This is a genomic window from Kitasatospora sp. NPDC093550 (assembly GCF_044764985.1).
GTDB lineage: Bacteria > Actinomycetota > Actinomycetes > Streptomycetales > Streptomycetaceae > Kitasatospora.
This window is the reverse complement of the sequence record NZ_JBIWJF010000017.1, coordinates 75,927-91,611: the sequence shown is the minus strand read 5'-3', so window position 1 is coordinate 91,611 and position 15,685 is coordinate 75,927. Positions and strand designations below refer to the sequence as shown.

The 15,685-nt window shown below is 71.2% G+C and carries 17 protein-coding genes and 3 tRNA genes; 2 read left to right on the top strand and 18 right to left on the bottom strand.

Annotated features, from left to right (window positions below):
* Positions 1–454: 454 nt before the first annotated feature.
* The 10 genes from rplL to ACIRD3_RS26030 form a co-directional block, all read right to left on the bottom strand.
* A complete protein-coding gene (rplL, locus tag ACIRD3_RS26075; protein ID WP_402221096.1) occupies positions 455–841 on the bottom strand; it encodes a 50S ribosomal protein L7/L12 in 387 nt (128 codons plus the stop codon).
* A gap of 88 nt (positions 842–929) precedes the next feature.
* The gene (gene rplJ, locus ACIRD3_RS26070; protein ID WP_402221094.1) at positions 930–1,493 is read right to left on the bottom strand and encodes a 50S ribosomal protein L10; all 564 of its coding nucleotides are present in this window, start codon (positions 1,491–1,493) and stop codon (positions 930–932) included.
* Between the two features lie 360 nt (positions 1,494–1,853).
* Positions 1,854–2,732, bottom strand: coding sequence for a hypothetical protein (locus ACIRD3_RS26065; RefSeq protein ID WP_402221092.1), 879 nt, complete (start codon positions 2,730–2,732; stop codon positions 1,854–1,856).
* Between the two features lie 115 nt (positions 2,733–2,847).
* Positions 2,848–3,687 (bottom strand): hypothetical protein, encoded by an 840-nt coding sequence (locus ACIRD3_RS26060; RefSeq protein WP_402221089.1) that lies wholly within the window; start codon positions 3,685–3,687, stop codon positions 2,848–2,850.
* A gap of 127 nt (positions 3,688–3,814) precedes the next feature.
* Positions 3,815–4,597 (bottom strand): hypothetical protein, encoded by a 783-nt coding sequence (locus ACIRD3_RS26055; protein ID WP_402221086.1) that lies wholly within the window; start codon positions 4,595–4,597, stop codon positions 3,815–3,817.
* A gap of 176 nt (positions 4,598–4,773) precedes the next feature.
* The gene (gene rplA, locus ACIRD3_RS26050) at positions 4,774–5,496 is read right to left on the bottom strand and encodes a 50S ribosomal protein L1 (RefSeq protein WP_030290441.1); all 723 of its coding nucleotides are present in this window, start codon (positions 5,494–5,496) and stop codon (positions 4,774–4,776) included.
* A gap of 107 nt (positions 5,497–5,603) precedes the next feature.
* Positions 5,604–6,038, bottom strand: coding sequence for a 50S ribosomal protein L11 (gene rplK / locus ACIRD3_RS26045; protein WP_224278191.1), 435 nt, complete (start codon positions 6,036–6,038; stop codon positions 5,604–5,606).
* Positions 6,039–6,199: 161 nt separating this feature from the next.
* Positions 6,200–7,081 (bottom strand): transcription termination/antitermination protein NusG, encoded by an 882-nt coding sequence (nusG, locus tag ACIRD3_RS26040; protein WP_402221082.1) that lies wholly within the window; start codon positions 7,079–7,081, stop codon positions 6,200–6,202.
* Positions 7,082–7,290: 209 nt separating this feature from the next.
* Entirely contained in the window at positions 7,291–7,548 is a 258-nt protein-coding gene (secE, locus tag ACIRD3_RS26035; RefSeq protein WP_402221267.1) for a preprotein translocase subunit SecE, read from the bottom strand.
* A gap of 248 nt (positions 7,549–7,796) precedes the next feature.
* Positions 7,797–7,869, bottom strand: a tRNA-Trp gene (locus ACIRD3_RS26030).
* A gap of 285 nt (positions 7,870–8,154) precedes the next feature.
* Here ACIRD3_RS26030 and ACIRD3_RS26025 point away from each other — a divergent pair.
* Together ACIRD3_RS26025 and ACIRD3_RS26020 are read left to right on the top strand one after the other, a co-directional pair.
* Positions 8,155–9,402: a pyridoxal phosphate-dependent aminotransferase gene (locus ACIRD3_RS26025; protein WP_402221079.1), complete on the top strand. Its 1,248-nt coding sequence runs from the start codon at positions 8,155–8,157 to the stop codon at positions 9,400–9,402.
* A gap of 119 nt (positions 9,403–9,521) precedes the next feature.
* Positions 9,522–10,601 carry an adenosine deaminase gene (locus ACIRD3_RS26020; protein ID WP_402221076.1) on the top strand — a complete coding sequence of 360 codons (1,080 nt, stop codon included), beginning with the start codon at positions 9,522–9,524 and terminating at the stop codon, positions 10,599–10,601.
* 54 nt (positions 10,602–10,655) lie between these two features.
* Here the strand turns inward: ACIRD3_RS26020 and ACIRD3_RS26015 are convergent, their stop codons facing one another.
* The 8 genes from ACIRD3_RS26015 to ACIRD3_RS25980 all read right to left on the bottom strand — a co-directional run bounded on the left by ACIRD3_RS26015 (position 10,656) and on the right by ACIRD3_RS25980 (position 15,458).
* Complete coding sequence (locus ACIRD3_RS26015) at positions 10,656–11,699, bottom strand: UDP-N-acetylmuramate dehydrogenase (protein WP_402221073.1); 1,044 nt, start codon at positions 11,697–11,699, stop codon at positions 10,656–10,658.
* A 68-nt stretch (positions 11,700–11,767) separates the two neighbouring features.
* The gene (locus ACIRD3_RS26010) at positions 11,768–13,216 is read right to left on the bottom strand and encodes an MFS transporter (RefSeq protein WP_402221070.1); all 1,449 of its coding nucleotides are present in this window, start codon (positions 13,214–13,216) and stop codon (positions 11,768–11,770) included.
* 109 nt (positions 13,217–13,325) lie between these two features.
* The gene (locus ACIRD3_RS26005; RefSeq protein WP_402221068.1) at positions 13,326–13,892 is read right to left on the bottom strand and encodes a TetR/AcrR family transcriptional regulator; all 567 of its coding nucleotides are present in this window, start codon (positions 13,890–13,892) and stop codon (positions 13,326–13,328) included.
* A gap of 110 nt (positions 13,893–14,002) precedes the next feature.
* Complete coding sequence (locus ACIRD3_RS26000) at positions 14,003–14,425, bottom strand: MaoC family dehydratase (protein WP_402221065.1); 423 nt, start codon at positions 14,423–14,425, stop codon at positions 14,003–14,005.
* Positions 14,426–14,430: 5 nt separating this feature from the next.
* The gene (locus tag ACIRD3_RS25995) at positions 14,431–14,889 is read right to left on the bottom strand and encodes a MaoC family dehydratase N-terminal domain-containing protein (RefSeq protein WP_402221063.1); all 459 of its coding nucleotides are present in this window, start codon (positions 14,887–14,889) and stop codon (positions 14,431–14,433) included.
* 132 nt (positions 14,890–15,021) lie between these two features.
* Entirely contained in the window at positions 15,022–15,186 is a 165-nt protein-coding gene (rpmG, locus tag ACIRD3_RS25990; protein ID WP_006604855.1) for a 50S ribosomal protein L33, read from the bottom strand.
* Positions 15,187–15,269: 83 nt separating this feature from the next.
* Positions 15,270–15,342, bottom strand: a tRNA-Met gene (locus tag ACIRD3_RS25985).
* Positions 15,343–15,385: 43 nt separating this feature from the next.
* Positions 15,386–15,458: transfer RNA gene (locus ACIRD3_RS25980), tRNA-Thr, on the bottom strand.
* Between the last annotated feature and the right edge of the window lie 227 nt (positions 15,459–15,685).

Below are 15,685 nucleotides of genomic sequence, written 5' to 3'. Positions count from 1 at the left end.
TCTGATTCGGAGACCGAATCGGAGACTCCTCCCGGTAGCCGGCGGGCGCGGACGCCCACCGGGTACTGCTCTAACTCACGTGGAGTCACTTCCCGCCGGAGCCACTGGTTATGCATCCAGCAGCGGACCAACCGGGCGGACTCGCGCCTTGAGAATCGCGCGCCGCGCCGGGTTCGTCAAGGGCCCGCCTGCGGGGCGGACCTCGCCCTGTTCATCGGTCCGGACGCCCCCGGCGTTACAGATGCCGTGGTGGGGACCACCCCGACGACGGTGATCACCATACCGCTCGCCACCGACAGTGCCGAGTGAGCGATCGGCCACACCGGTGGACCGCGCCGGGCGGAACGGCGGAACGGGGCGGGAAGCGGCCCGCCCCGGGAACGCGAAAAGGCCGGGCCGACCACCCGCAAGGGTGATCGGCCCGGCCGTACGCCCCCTCAGAGGGGGCGCGAGATCACTTGACGGTGACCTTGGCGCCGGCGCCCTCGAGGGCAGCCTTGGCCTTCTCGGCAACGTCCTTGGCAACCTTCTCCAGGACCTTGGCACCAGCGGTGTCAACGAGGTCCTTGGCCTCCTTCAGGCCGAGGGAGGTCAGGGTGCGCACCTCCTTGATGACCTGGATCTTCTTGTCGCCGGCCGACTCGAGGATGACGTCGAACTCGTCCTGCTCCTCGACAGCGGCCTCGGCGCCACCGGCACCGCCGGCAACGGCGGCCACGGCGACCGGGGCGGCAGCGGTGACGTCGAACTTCTCCTCGAAGGCCTTCACGAAGGCAGCGAGCTCGATGAGGGTGAGCTCCTCGAACTGCGCGAGCAGCTCGTCCTGGGTCAGCTTCGCCATGATGGCGTCCTTCCACTAAATCGGCAGGTGGTGCCGTATGTACGGGTTGGGCGGGCACGGGCCCGCAGCGAGGCGTGAGCCTGCCGAACTACTCGGCGGCAGCGTCCTCGGCGGCGGGAGCCGGCGTACCGGCACCGCCCTGCTCGACCTTGTCGCGCAGCGCGTCCACGGTGCGGACGAGCTTCGACGGCAGGGCCTGGAAGAGCGCGGCAGCCTGGGACTGCTTGGCCTTCAGGGCACCCGCCAGCTTGGCGAGCAGCACCTCGCGGGACTCGAGGTCCGCGAGCTTCTTGATCTCGTCGGCGGACAGCGCCTTACCGTCAAGGACACCGCCCTTGATGACGAGAGCGGGGTTCTCCTTGGCGAAGTCACGCAGAGCCTTCGCCGACTCCACCGGGTCACCGGTGACGAAGGCGACAGCCGTCGGACCGTTGAACAGGTCGTCGAGCTCCGTGATCCCGACCTCATTGGCCGCGATCTTGGTCAGCGTGTTCTTCACCACGGCGTACTCGGCGTTCTCGCCGAGCGAGCGACGCAGGGTCTTGACCTGCTTCACCGAGAGACCGCGGTACTCGGTCAGCAGCGCCGCGGTGGAGCCACGGAACTTGTCCGTGATCTCGGCGACGGCGGCAGCCTTGTCGGGCCTGGCCATAGGCTTACGCCTCCTTCCGTGATGTCGAAGTCAGGCCGACCACGAAAGTCGACCAATTCCGCCGCGGACCGGCTGGGGGAAGGAAAGCTCCTGCGCAAATGCAATGAGCCCCGGTGCGCAGGCGCACGGGGCTCGTGACGACCTCGACGGGCCCTCGCGTGAACGCGAACCCGGAAGTCGAAGCTCCAGACACACCTGCGCGGGCTGCCTGCGACGAATCGCAGATCCTTCGGCCACCGGCTCCCTCACGGGCGCCCGGCGACAACCAGCGGTCTTTGGCTTCGGCCAGAGTAGCCGGAGGCGTTCGCAAGGTGCAAATCGCCCTCGGACGGAGCAACACCGGGCCCGGGTCGGCGGGGCTCAGCGGGCCAGCGGGGAGACCGTCCGCACGCCGGTGTCCGCGGTGTCCGTCTCGGCCGGCGCCTGGGCGGAGAGCAGGGCACCGGCGAGCTCGGTGTAGAGCACCGAGTCGTCCGTCCGGCCGCTGTCCCCGTTGCCGGTGCGCTGCAGCCGGACCAGCTGGTCCTTGTCGTTGAGCCAGAGGTCCAGGGTGAGCGAGAGCGAGCCGCCGGGCGCGAGCGCGGCCCGCAGGCCGTCCCGGCGGGCCTGGCTCAGCTGGGTCTGGGCGGCCGCGTACTTCTCGGCGGTGGTGGTGACCCGGTAGTGCTCGACGGTCGCGTCCTCGTACTTCTCCTCGCCGACGAAGGCGGCGTCCACCCCGTCCGCCCCGGCGGCTGCGAGCGCCTCGACCGGGTTCAGCAGGTCGATCAGCCCGGCGTACGGGATCTCCCTGCGGCCATCCCGGTCCGGCGGGACGGTGAAGCGCTCCCAGTGCCGACCGCCGTTGCGGGCCGCGGTGGCGGCGTCACCGCCCTGGTAGCCGACGGTGTCCACGACGATCAGCTGCTCGGCCTCGGCCGGGGTGGAGCGCTTGATCTGCAGCGCCGTCTTGGGCTGCCAGAACAGCGGACCCGATCCGGCGTCCGCGCCGAGCCGGTAGCTGACCTTGGCCCGGCGGGCGGTCTGCATGGCCAGCTGGGCGGAGAGCAGCACGCCGTGCGGGGAACGGTCGGTCGGCTTGGCCGGCCCGGTCGGGGAGGCGCCGGTGGGCGGGGCGCTGGTCGGGGTCGGGCTGCCGGAGGGCGTGGCCGGGGCGTCCGCTCCCCCGCCGCAGCCGCTCAGCCCGCTCACCAGCAGGGCGACGACGGCCACTGCCGCCAACCGCTGCCGTCCCGCCACGTCCGTTCCCTTCCTCACACGCTCCCCGGCCACCATGCCACCCGTCCCCGCCCGCCGGGTGGCGGCCCTCCGGTCGGGCCGCGCCGCCACCGGGCGGGTCCGGCGGGTCGGCCGGTCAGCCGAGCAGCTTGAGCAGGTCGGCCTCGTTGCCCAGGTCGGTGGCGGCGGGGGCGGTGATCGCGGCCGCCTTGCCGAGGTCCGAGTACTTGACCGTGACGGCCTGCTTCTCGCCGTTCGTGTCGCCGTACTCCTGGTACTGGACGAGCTCCTGCTTGCCGTTCAGCCAGAAGTCGAAGGTGAGGGTCTTGCCGTCCTCCTCCAGCGTCTTCTGGACGGCCTTGCGCTGGGCCTCGGGGAGCGCCGACATCCCGGCCACCAGCGCGGAGGTGTCCTCGACCGCGCGCAGGTGGGTGGTCTGCACGCCGCCCTGGCTCTCCTGGCCGACCTTGGAGAGCTTGCCGCTCTGGGCCGCGACGGTGAGCACGAGGACCGGGTTCAGCATCTGGCCGACCGCGCGGAAGGCGTCGCCGGCCTCGTTCCCGGCGGGCATCTTGACCCAGTGCTTGCCGCCCAGGGCCGGCGCCGCCTCGTCGCCGCCGAGGTAGGCGTCCGGGCCGACCACCCGGATCTTGAGCTTCTTGCCCCCCATGTCGCCGACCAGGTCCACGGAGACCTTCGCCGGGTCCTTCCAGTCCGCGTCCCCGGTGCCGCCGCCCTTGGAGTCGTCCGGGGCCACCATGCTGACCTTGCCGTTTCCGGCCTTCTGCATCACCAGCGCGGCGGCGGTCAGGGCCGCCTTCGGGTCCCCGGTCAGCGCCGCCGCGATCGGGTCGCCGCCCTTGGCGTCGCCCCCCTTGGCGTCGTTGCCGCCCTTGGCCCCGCTGCTGCAGGCGGTGGCCGCACCGAGCAGGACGGCCGTCGTCACGACCACCGAGGCGAGCCGAACAGCGCGCATGGAAGTACCCCCCGTGAGATCCGATGCGATCCGTGGCACAGCCGGCTCTCCGACTCCTCCCGGATCTTTCCAGGGCGGACTCTAACGGATCGCCGCGGCGGTCACGCGGCGGATGCCGGGCCCGCCGTCAGCCGCCCGCCGCGGGCGTCGCGGCCGCCGTCCCGACGGAGGGGACGTCCGTCGTGGTCACGGTGGTTCCGGCGCTCCCGCGGACCGTCTCACGCAGCCTCAGCAGCCGCTCGCCGGGGCCGACCCAGACGTCGAACGCGATCGTCGTCACCCCGCGCCGCCGGTACCAGTCGACCGTGGCGGCGCGCCGCTGCGGGGTCAGCTCCTGGTCCGCGCCGAAGAACCCGTCCACCGGCGCGGAGCCCCGGTAGTGCGCGACGGTCGTGCCGGCCAGCTCCTCGCCGCCGAGCGACACCAGCGGGACGTTCTGGGCGACGGCGTAGGCACGGCTGCCCGGGTTGGTGACCAGCGCGGTCGTCCAGCCGCCCGCGTAGCCGTCCGGCCCGGGGGCGGCCTGCGGGTCCAGTGACTCGGCGGTGGACCGGTCGGCGTGCTCGGTCGCGCCGCCCTGGTACGCGAGGTCGATCGCGCCGTCCTTCAGCGTCAGCTGTCCGGTGCCCGCCTCGTCGGTGACGGTCAGCGCGGCCTCGTCCTGGGCGCCCCAGACCAGCGTGCCGCTCGCGGTGCGCCGGCCCTCCGGCCCCTCCCGGACCACGTCGATCCGGGCGCCGCCCGCGTCGTCCAGCGCCTGCGCGGCCTTGAGCACCACCTGCTTGGGCGGCACCGGGGCGGGGGTGCCGGGGGTGCGGGTGTCCGGGGCGGCCAGCAGGCTGCAGCCGGTGCCGGCGACGAGCACCAGCAGGACCGCCGCGACGGCGGCGGAGCGGGAGGTGGGCAGCACGGTGCGCTCCGGCGGTCACGGGTTCTCCGGTGGGCTGACCGCCCGAGCGTACGACGACTCGGTCATCCGTTCCCATCCGGGCCGGTCCCGATCCTGCAACGGGAACGACGACGGGCCCGCACCCCCGGTGAAGGGGGTACGGGCCCGTCGTACGGACTGCTCTAGAGCACTGGGGCTCAGACCGCGGCCGGGTCCTCCTCGACGAGGAGGTTGCGGGTGCGGTTCGGGTCCACCTGGATGCCGGGGCCCATGGTGGTCGAGAACGCGGTCTTCTTGATGTAGCGGCCCTTGGCGGCGGACGGCTTGGCGCGGAGCACCTCGTCCAGCGCGGCGGCGTAGTTCTCGACCAGCTGCTCGTCGGTGAAGGAGGCCTTACCGATGATGAAGTGCAGGTTCGAGTGCTTGTCGACGCGGAACTCGATCTTGCCGCCCTTGATGTCGTTGACAGCCTTGGCGACGTCCGGGGTCACGGTGCCGGTCTTCGGGTTCGGCATCAGACCACGGGGACCGAGCACGCGGCCGAGGCGGCCGACCTTGCCCATGAGGTCCGGGGTGGCGACGACGGCGTCGAAGTCCAGCTTGCCCTTCGCGACCTCGTCGATCAGCTCGTCGGCACCGACGATGTCGGCACCCGCAGCACGCGCGGCCTCGGCACGCTCGCCGGTCGCGAAGACCAGGACCCGAGCGGTCTTACCGGTGCCGTGCGGGAGGATCACGGTGCTGCGGACCATCTGGTCGGCCTTGCGCGGGTCGACACCCAGACGCATGGCGACCTCGACGGTGCCGTCGAACTTGGTGGTGCTGGTCGCCTTGGCGAGGCGGACGGCCTCGAGGGGGGCGTAGAGGCGCTCGCGGTCGACCTTGGCGTCCGCGGCCTTCAGAGCCTTGCTGCGCTTCACTGCTGCTCCTGAATGGTGATTGGAGTTGTGGTAGTCAACGGGCCTGCGCAGGCCCTACCACGGGAACGGCTGAGCCGGTATGTCCCTGGCGGGACGGGGAAGGCTGATCAGCCCTCGACCGTGATGCCCATCGACCGGGCGGTGCCGGCGATGATCTTCTCCGCCGCGTCCAGGTCGTTGGCGTTGAGGTCGGGCATCTTGGTGGTGGCGATCTCGCGGACCTGGGCGCTGGTGAGCTTCGCGACCTTGGTCTTGTGCGGCTCGCTGGAGCCCTTCTCGATACCGGCGGCCTTCAGGATGAGGCGCGCGGCCGGCGGCGTCTTCGTGATGAAGGTGAAGGAACGGTCCTCGTAGACCGTGATCTCCACCGGCACGATCATGCCGCGCTGCGACTCGGTCGCAGCGTTGTAGGCCTTGCAGAACTCCATGATGTTGACGCCGTGCTGACCCAGCGCGGGGCCGACCGGCGGCGCCGGGTTGGCCGCACCGGCGTTGATCTGGAGCTTGATAAGCCCCGTGACCTTCTTCTTCTTGGGAGGCATGTCTCTCCGGGTCCTTCCGAGAGGTGATTGCTGGTGCGTGCGGAACCGGGGCGACACCCGGCCGCCAGCACACACATCGGACCAGGCTAACGCGTTCGCGCCGCTGGACCAAAACGGATCCGGGGCGGGGCCTCGGCCCCGCCCCGGATCCGAAGACCGTGTTAGTTCTTCTGGATCTGGTCGAAGGAGAGCTCGACCGGGGTCTCCCGGCCGAAGATCTCGACCAGGCCCTTGACCTTCTTCGAGTCGGGGTTGATCTCGTTGATGGTCGCCTGCAGGGTCGCGAACGGGCCGTCGGTGACGGTGACCGAGTCGCCGACCTCGAAGTCCAGCACCTGGACCTCGACCGGGCGGACCGGCGAGGCCTTGCCGGCCTCCTTGGCGGCCTGGCGCTCCACGTCCGGGGCGAGCATCTTGACGACCTCGTCCAGGGTCAGCGGGTACGGGTCGTAGGCGTTGCCGACGAAGCCGGTGACACCGGGGGTGTTGCGCACGACGCCCCAGGACTCCGGGGTGAGGTCCATGCGGACCAGGACGTAGCCGGGGAGCTTGTTCTGGCGGATGGTCTTGCGGTCGCCGTTCTTGATCTGGACGACCTCCTCCTGCGGCACCTCGGCCTGGAAGATGTACTCCTCGACGTTCAGCGAGACGGCGCGCTGCTCCAGGTTCTGCTTCACCCGGTTCTCGTAGCCGGCGTAGGTGTGGATCACGTACCACTCGCCCGGCATGAAGCGCAGGTCCTCGCGGAACTTGGCGACCGGGTCGACCTCCTCGGCCTCCTCGGTCTCCTCGACCTCTTCGGCCTCGGTCTCCTCGGCGGCGGCCTCGACGTCCTCGCCCTCCACGTGCAGCGCGGACTCCTCGGCGGGCTCGCCGGCCTCGGCCTCGTCGTACGCCTCGACCTCGTCCTCGTCGCTGTCCGCGGCGTCGACGATCTGCTCGGCGGACTCGGTGTCGTCAGCCAGCTCGGCCGCGTCCAGCTCGGCGGCGACATCCGCCTCGCGGACGGTCTCGTCGGCGTCGTACAGGGGGGACTCAGACACGGTGGCTGCTTCTTTCCTGGAGATGGTGAAGGTGGCGCGCTCCGAAACCGGACCCGGCACGCTGCCGCTGACGCGGGCGCCTGGCGAGGTCTCGGAGACTTCAACAGTACCGAGTCCACGGTAACGGCGCGTACGTCCGCCACCGACAGCTCGACCCGGGCCGAAGGTCGGCCCGGGTCGGGATGCTGTTTCGAAGGTGGTCGGCCGCGTCAGCCGAAGATCCAGAGGCTCAGCTTGGAGAAGCCGTAGTCCAGACCGGCCACGAAGGCCATCACGACCACGACGAACACGACCACGACGGTGGTGTAGTTGGTGAGCTCGCTCCGGGTGGGCCAGACGACCTTGCGCAGTTCGGCGATGATCTGGCGGTAGAACAGCCCCATGCGGGCGAACAGGCCCTTCTTGGCCCGCTTGCCCGACTTCTTGTCACCGGAGCGGTTGGCCCGCTTGCGGTCGCGGCGCGACAGCGCCTTCTCCTCGCCCTCGACAGGCGTGGTCTCGGCAGCGCCGTCGGCACCCTCGGGGTTGCCGCTCTCAGGCGTTGCGGTGGAGCCCGTGGTCTCCGTCACTCGTCCTCACCTGAATCCGGGTCCTGCCGAACTTCGCCGCGCACCCGGTGGGGCACGACCAGCCGGCGTAGCGGTGCTGATCGGTGCCATCTCCGCATCAAGCCCGCTCGCTCTGTGGAGCGAACGGGCTGGAACGGATCTAGCAGCAGGGCAAGAGGGACTCGAACCCCCAACCGCCGGTTTTGGAGACCGGTGCTCTACCAATTGAGCTATTGCCCTACGGTGCCTCGCGGCTCCGGTGTCGACCAACCTACCGCATCTCTCCCCGCTGTCTGCACAGGCGGTGAAAGCTCCGGTTCTTTTCGGCGGGCCGTCGAGCAGCGAGTGTACGTGGTCGAGGGGTGTTTGGTCGAACCTCTTCTTCCGGGACGACCGGTCGCCCGGCGGATGTGCGGTCCGCGGGCGCGCCCACCGGCGGATCGCCGGGCGCCGGGATGCGGACGGGCCCGTACGGATACTGGAACCCCGATGCCCGGTCCGTCCCGGTTCTGCGACGATGCAGGCATGAGCGCTTCCACCCCGCAGCCCGACCAGTCCCTCCGCCCCGCCGACCGCCGGGTGTCCGCCCGGATCGGCGCGATCGCCGAGTCCGCGACCCTCGCCGTGGACGCCAAGGCCAAGGCCCTCAAGGCCGCCGGCCGCCCGGTGATCGGCTTCGGCGCCGGCGAGCCCGACTTCCCGACGCCGGGCTACATCGTCGAGGCGGCCGTCGAGGCCTGCCGCGACCCCAAGAACCACCGTTACACCCCGGCGGGTGGCCTGCCCGAGCTGAAGGCCGCGATCGCCGCCAAGACGCTGCGCGACTCCGGCTACCAGGTGGACGCTTCCCAGGTGCTGGTGACCAACGGCGGCAAGCAGGCGATCTACGAGGCCTTCGCGGCGATCCTGGACCCGGGCGACGAGGTCATCGTCCCGGCCCCGTACTGGACCACCTACCCGGAGTCGATCCAGCTGGCCGGCGGTGTCCCGGTGGAGGTCGTGGCGGACGAGACCACCGGCTACAAGGTCTCGGTCGAGCAGCTGGAGGCCGCCCGCACCGAGAACACCAAGGTGGTGCTGTTCGTCTCGCCGTCCAACCCGACCGGCGCGGTGTACACCCGGGCCGAGGCCGAGGCGATCGGCCGCTGGGCGCTGGAGCACGGACTGTGGGTGCTCACCGACGAGATCTACGAGCACCTGGTCTACGGCGACGCGGAGTTCACCTCGCTGCCGGCCCTGCTGCCCGAGCTGGCCGACAAGTGCATCGTGGTCAACGGCGTCGCCAAGACCTACGCGATGACCGGCTGGCGGGTGGGCTGGGTGATCGGCCCCGAGGACGTCATCAAGGCCGCGACCAACCTGCAGTCGCACGCCACCTCGAACGTCTCCAACGTCGCCCAGCGCGCCGCCCTGGCCGCCGTCGCCGGCGACCTGGACGCCGTCGCCGAGATGCGCGAGGCCTTCGACCGCCGCCGCAAGACCATCGTCCGGATGCTCAACGAGATCGAGGGCGTCATCTGCCCCGAGCCCGAGGGCGCCTTCTACGCCTACCCGTCGGTGAAGGGCCTGCTGGGCAAGGAGATCCGCGGCAAGCGCCCGCAGACCTCCGGCGAGCTGGCCGCCCTGATCCTGGACGAGGCCGAGGTCGCGGTCGTCCCGGGCGAGGCCTTCGGCACCCCCGGCTACCTGCGGCTCTCCTACGCGCTCGGCGACGCCGACCTGGTCGAGGGCGTCAGCCGGATCCAGAAGCTGCTCGGCGAGGCCCGCGACTGACGTCATGTGACGTCAAGCCGACATACGGGATTCACCCGGCACACCGCCCTCTTTCACCCCTTCGGGGGACGAAAAGAGGGCGGTTCCCGTTTGGGGGCCGCATACGGCAGTATCGGTGAATGGAACGCCTGTTGATCCCGCGAGACGTCAGGGGCCTCCCGAAGGCCCACCTGCACCTGCACTTCACCGGCTCGATGCGGCCCGCCACGCTGCTGGAGCTGGCCGACAAGCACGGCGTCCGGCTGCCGGAGGCGCTCAGCTCCGGCGAGCCCCCGAAGCTGCGGGCCACCGACGAACGCGGCTGGTTCCGCTTCCAGCGCCTGTACGACACCGCCCGCTCGGTGCTGCGGGACGAGGAGGACATCCGCCGGCTGGTCCTGGAGACCGCGCAGGACGAGCGGCTCGACGGCTCCCGCTGGCTGGAGATCCAGGTCGACCCGACCTCGTACGCGCCCCGGCTGGGCGGGCTGATCCCCGCACTGGAGCTGATCCTGGACGCCGTGGAGCAGGCCGCCGGGGCGACCGGGGTGGGCATCCGGGTGCTGGTCGCCGCCAACCGGATGAAGTCCCCGATGGACGCCCGGACGCTGGCCCGGCTGGCCGTCCGCTACGCCGACCACGGGGTGGTCGGCTTCGGTCTCTCCAACGACGAGCGCCGCGGCCTCGCCCGGGACTTCGACCGGGCCTTCGCGATCGCCCGCAGGGGCGGGCTGCTGGCCGCCCCGCACGGCGGTGAGCTGGCCGGCCCGGAGTCCGTCCGGGACTGCCTGGACGACCTGGACGCCGGCCGGATCGGCCACGGGGTGCGGGCCGCCGAGGACCCGCGGCTGATGGAGCGGCTGGCGGCCCGGCAGATCACCTGCGAGGTGTGCCCGTCCTCGAACGTCTCGCTCGGCGTCTACGAGAACCCCGAGGAGGTCCCGCTGCGCAAGCTCTTCGACGCCGGGGTGCCGCTGGCGCTCGGCGCCGACGACCCGCTGCTGTTCGGCAGCCGGCTGGCCGCCCAGTACGACCTGGCCCGGGACGTCCTGGGCTTCAGCGACGCCGAACTCGCCGAGCTGGCACGGCAGTCGGTGCGCGGCTCGGTCGCGCCGGAGGCCGTCCGCAAGGAGCTGCTGGCGGACATCGACGCCTGGCTGGCGAACGGGCACGCCCCCGCGGACGCACCCGTCACCGCCGCCGCGGGCACGAGCTCCTGAGCTGCCGGGCTCCCGGGCTCCGAGCCGCGGGCGGAACCACGACCGGAACCGCGACTAGAGCGCGACGCCCACCATCACCGGCTCGTTCACCAGCTCCACCCCGAAGGCCTCGCGGACCCCGTCCCGGATCTCCCGGGCCAGGGCCAGCAGGTCCTCGGCGGTGGCCGAGCCGCGGTTGGTGAGCGCCAGGGTGTGCTTGGTGGAGAGGGTCGCCGGGCCGCTGCCGTAGCCCTTGCCGAACCCGGCCTTGTCGATCAGCCAGGCCGCCGAGGTCTTGGTTCCGCCGTCCGGGGCCGGGTAGGCGGGGGCGTTCTCGGTGCCCGGGCGGGTGCGGAAGGACTCGTACTGCGCGGCGGTGAGCACCGGGTTGGTGAAGAAGGAGCCCGCCGACCAGGTGTCGTGGTCCGCCGGGTCCAGCACCATGCCCTTGCCGGCCCGCAGGCGCAGCACCGCCTCGTAGGCCTCGGCCAGCGGCACCCGCTCGTCCTGCCCGACGCCGAAGTGCTTGGCCACCTCGGCGTACTTGACCGGGCTGGAGAGCCCGCCGTGGTCCGCCAGCGCGAACCGGACCCGCAGCACCACGTAGCGGTCCGGCTCGGCCTTGAAGCGGCTGTGCCGGTAGGAGAACGCGCACTCGGCGTTCGCGAGGGTGACCACCTCGCCGGCCGCGCGGTCGTAGGCGACCACCTCGGTGATCGTCTGGGCGACCTCCTGGCCGTACGCACCGACGTTCTGCACCGGGGTGGCGCCGGCCGAGCCGGGGATGCCGGCCAGGAACTCGATGCCGGCCAGGCCGTGCTCGCGCACCGCCCGGGTGACCGCCTCCGACCACACCTCGCCGGCGGCCAGCTCCAGCCCGGTGCCGTCCAGGGCGAAGCCGGCGGTGGCGATCCGCAGCACGGTGCCGGGGAAGCCGGCGTCACCGATCACCAGGTTGGAGCCGCCGCCGAGGACCAGCAGCGGCTCGCCGGCCGCGTCGGCCTCGCGCACGGCGGCGATCACCTCGTCGTCGGTGTGGGCGGTCACCAGGCGGCGGGCCGGGCCGCCGAGCCGGAGCGTGGTCAGCGGGGCGAGGGGGGCGTCGTTTTCTACCAGCACGCCCACCAGCGTACGGGGGGAAGGACGGCCCCCGGCCGCCCTTCCCCCCGCACCCGCCGCGCACCGGCTCACACCCGGGCGGCTTCGGCCCGGTCCGCCGCCGACCGCCCCGCCGCGGACGCGGCTGCGGCCGTGCGCCGACGCGGGATGATCACCGCGGCGACCGCCCCGGCCGCGACCGCCAGCGCGCCGACGTAGAGCGCGGGCACCAGCCCGTCCGTGAAGGCCCGCGCCGACTGGTAGCCGCCCTGGGCCGAGAAGACCGCCGAGAGCGTGGCGACCCCGAGCGCCCCGCCGACCTCGCGCAGCGCGTTGTTGGCGCCGGAGGCGATGCCCTGCTCCTGCGGCCGGACGCTCGCCATCACCAGCTGGGCGGTCGGGCCGAAGTAGAGCGACATGCCGATCCCGCAGATCACGATCGCGGGTATCTGGGCGGGGTAGTCGAACCCCGAGCCGCCGTCCACGACCAGGGCGAACAGCCCCAGGCCGAGGGCCTGCAGCGCCAGCCCGGCGGCCACGATCGGCCGGCCGCCGATCCGGTCGGAGACGATGCCCGCGATCGGCGAGACCAGCAGCGGCATCGCGGTCCACGGCAGCATCCGGACGCCGGCCTCCTGCGGGCTGTAGCCGCCGACGCCCTGGAGGTACTGGCTGATCAGGAAGATCGAGCCGAACATCCCGAGGTACATCAGCAGACTGGCGGCGTTGACGGCGGAGAAGGTGCGGCTGCGGAACAGCCGCATCGGCAGCATCGGGTGGGCGGCCACCCGCTGCTCGTACCAGACGAAGGCGGCCAGCAGCGCGACTCCGGCGATCAGGGCGCCGAGCACCAGCGGGCTGGTCCAGCCGTCCGGGTTGCCGCGGATCAGGCCGAGCACCACCCCGAACATCCCCAGGCTGACCAGGGCCGTCCCGGGGACATCCAGCGCCCGGTCCGCGCCCCGGCTCTCGCGCAGGCGCAGGAACGCGAGCGGCAGCAGGGCGAGGCCGACCGGGACGTTCACCCAGAAGATCCACTGCCAGGAGAAGTGCTCGGTCAGCGAACCGCCGATCAGCGGCCCGGCGGCGACGGCGAGGCCGCTGACGCCCGACCAGATGCCGAAGGCCAGCCCGCGCTTGGCCTCGGGCACGGCGGCGGTCAGCAGGGTGAGGGTGAGCGGCATCATCACCGCGGCACCGACACCCTGGACGGCCCGGGCGGCGATCAGCTCGCCGATCTCCGGGGAGAGGGCGGCCGCCGCGGAGCCCGCGGTGAAGATCGCCAGGCCGATCAGGAAGATCCTGCGGCGGCCGAAGCGGTCACCGAGGGCCGCGCCGAACATCAGCAGCACGGCGAAGCTCAGGGTGTAGGCGCTGACCGTCCATTCGAGGTCGGACAGCCCGCCGCCGAGCTCCTCGCGGATCGACGGCAGTGCGGTGGTGACCACCAGGTTGTCCAGGGCGGCCATGAAGCTTGCCGCGCTGACGATCACCAGGGTCCAGATCGCGGTCCTGCCGAAGGCCGGTTTCTCCGTCATGACTCCCCCACTTCCTCTCGTTGTTCCGCTCTTCGAAGTCCAGGTAGTTATTGCTCAATAACTTTCAAGGGCCGAAAAAGAGGCCGCACGGCACCACCGCGCGGCCCGACTACTCGGCCTGCTCGCACGCGTTCTCGAAGCCGCCCCAGATCCGGTGGTCCGGCGGATAGCCCAGGGCCACCAGGGTGTTGATCAGCATCCCGTACGCGAAGAACTGCGTGGCGTCCTTCATGTCGCCGCCGATCCTGATCCTGACCCGGTCGAACAGGCCCTCCCACAGCCGCCGGGCGCCCTCCCCGATCTCCTCCTCGCCGGCCGCCCTGGCCGCGAACACCGAGACGTACAGCTGCATCTGCATCATCAACTGGTCACGGTCCTCGACCAGCCCCATGTACGCCGCGGACATCGCCTCGGCGGCGGCCTCGCCGGTCAGGCCGGCCGAGGCCTCGTCGAAGACCCGCCAGGTCTCCTCGACGCAGCGCTCGGCGGCCGCCTCGAAGATCGCCTGCTTGCCGGGGAACAGCCGGAACAGGTACGGCTGCGAGACGCCCACCCGGCGGGCGATCGCCTCGGTCGAGGTGCCCCGGTAGCCACCCCGGGCGAACTCGATCATCGCCGCGCGGACGACGCTCTCGCGCCGCTCCTCCGCACTCATCCGCATGCTCGACCTCGCCATGCTTCCAAGTTAGTGGCCAATCACTACCTACGCAAGACCCGGCCGCGGCCGGGCTCCGCCTGGGCGGCCCCGGTCGCGGCCGGGCCGGCGAACCGGCCGGCAGCAGCGGCTCAGCCGAGCCGGACGACCGCCCGGGACATCCCGAGGACCTTCTGACCGCCCGTGGTGGCCAGCAGGTCGACCTGCACCTTGCGGTCGTCCAGCTTCTTGGCGACCTTGGCCGAGACCTCGATCACCGCGCCGACCCCGTCGTTCGGCACCGGCACCGGGCGGGTGAACCGCACCCCGTACTCGACCACCGCGGCCGGGTCGCCGACCCAGTCGGTGACCACCCGGACGGCCTCGGCCATGGTGAACATGCCGTGCGCGATGACGTCCGGCAGGCCGACCTCCAGGGCGAACTTCTCGTTCCAGTGGATCGGGTTGAAGTCGCCCGAGGCGCCCGCGTAGCGCACCAGTGTGTCGCGGGTCACCGGGAAGGACTGCGCCGGCAGCTCGGTGCCGACCTCGACCTCGTCGTAGCTGATCGCCATCGCGCTCACTCCCCCGCCTCGTCGGCGGCCCGGGCCACCAGGGTCATGACCGACGTCACCACGTGCTCGCCGGTCGCGTCCGTCACTTCGCCGCGCACGGTGAGCACGTCGTTGCCCGCCAGCGACTTGATGTTGTCGATGGTCACCTCGACCGAGAGCCGGTCGCCGGCCCGCACCGGACGGGTGTAGGCGAACTTCTGGTCACCGTGCACGACCCGGGTGAAGTCCAGCCCCAGCTCCGGGTCCTCGACGACCTGGCCGGCCGCGCGGTAGGTGATCACGAACGGGAAGGTCGGCGGGGCGATCACGTCCGGGTGGCCCAGCGCCTTCGCCGCCTCCGCGTCGGTGTACGCCGGGTTGGCGTCGCCGATCGCGATCGCGAACTCGCGGATCTTCTCCCGGCCGACCTCGTACGGCTCGGTGGGCGGGTAACTGCGCCCGATGAAGGAGGGGTCGAGTGCCATGGCAGCTCCTCGGAACACGGATGGATACGAAGCGGACGGGTACGAAAAAGACTCCGGGCCACACCCCTCGTGAGGGATGCGGCCCGGAGTCGAAGACCTGAATTCACACAGGCCCGATGCCCTGCGAGGGGGTCAGCGGGTCTCGCGGTGCGCGGTGTGCGAGTTGCAGCGGGGGCAGTGCTTCTTCATCTCAAGACGGTCCGGGTCGTTACGCCGGTTCTTCTTGGTGATGTAGTTCCGCTCCTTGCACTCCACGCAGGCCAGCGTGATCTTCGGGCGGACGTCGGTGGCAGCCACGGGAGTGCCTTCCTTGGACAACGAATAAGAACACAACAAGAGTAGCCGACCGGGAGTGCGATCTCCCGACCGACTACGCGGGGTAGCGGTGACCGGACTTGAACCGGTGACACAGCGATTATGAGCCGCTTGCTCTACCAACTGAGCTACACCGCCACAGTGATCCGCGGCACAGCCGGAGCTGACCGCTTCTCACCAGAGCCCCCATGCGGAATCGAACCGCAGACCTTCTCCTTACCATGGAGACGCTCTACCGACTGAGCTATAGGGGCGAACGAGGAAGAGATTACACGTTTCGCGCCCGGAGGTGAAATCCGTATCCCGCGGCGAAGACCGCAGGTGGGCGAGGTGCACGGACGAGCGATCCAAGGCAGGGCGTTCGATCGGCCCGCGAGCCGTGCGGCCCGACCCGATACGACTATTGCCCGCCTCCCGGCGCCCCGCCCCCACGCGCCATAGGCTCGACCCTCATTGACCGGGTTGATCGGGATCGACTGGC